The organism is Achromobacter sp. SIMBA_011 (assembly GCF_046535435.1).
In the GTDB taxonomy this organism is placed as follows: Bacteria; Pseudomonadota; Gammaproteobacteria; order Burkholderiales; family Burkholderiaceae_B; genus Achromobacter; species Achromobacter dolens.
In genome coordinates this window covers 1-264 of sequence record NZ_JAWRWN010000631.1, presented here as the reverse complement: position 1 = coordinate 264, position 264 = coordinate 1, and the positions used below count along the sequence as shown (strand labels likewise).

At 59.5% G+C, this 264-nt stretch carries 1 protein-coding gene; it reads right to left on the bottom strand.

Annotated features, from left to right (window positions below; genetic code table 11):
* On the bottom strand, positions 1-238 hold a 238-nt coding region (locus tag SB816_RS32480), incomplete at its 3' end, for a FlhC family transcriptional regulator (RefSeq protein ID WP_410548310.1).
* Between the last annotated feature and the right edge of the window lie 26 nt (positions 239-264).

Here is a 264-nt window from a genome sequence, read left to right as displayed (position 1 = left end):
GGCCACACGCGCGGTCGACAGTGAGCAATGCGGGTGAAGTCTCCGCAAAGAGATTCGAATAGAGATCGGCGGCGGCGATCAGTGCCTGGGGCGTGTTCGCGTTCGCTTCGAGCGCAGCGCTGAAAAGCCAGATAAACACCGTCGAGTGCAGTCGATGCTGCGGCTTTTCGACGAACCATTGCAGCGAGTTCGGCAGATTGCCGCACGGCGAACGTTTACCGTGAATCGTCTGGTACATCAGGCGCGTCTTGCTTTGCGGCAGAC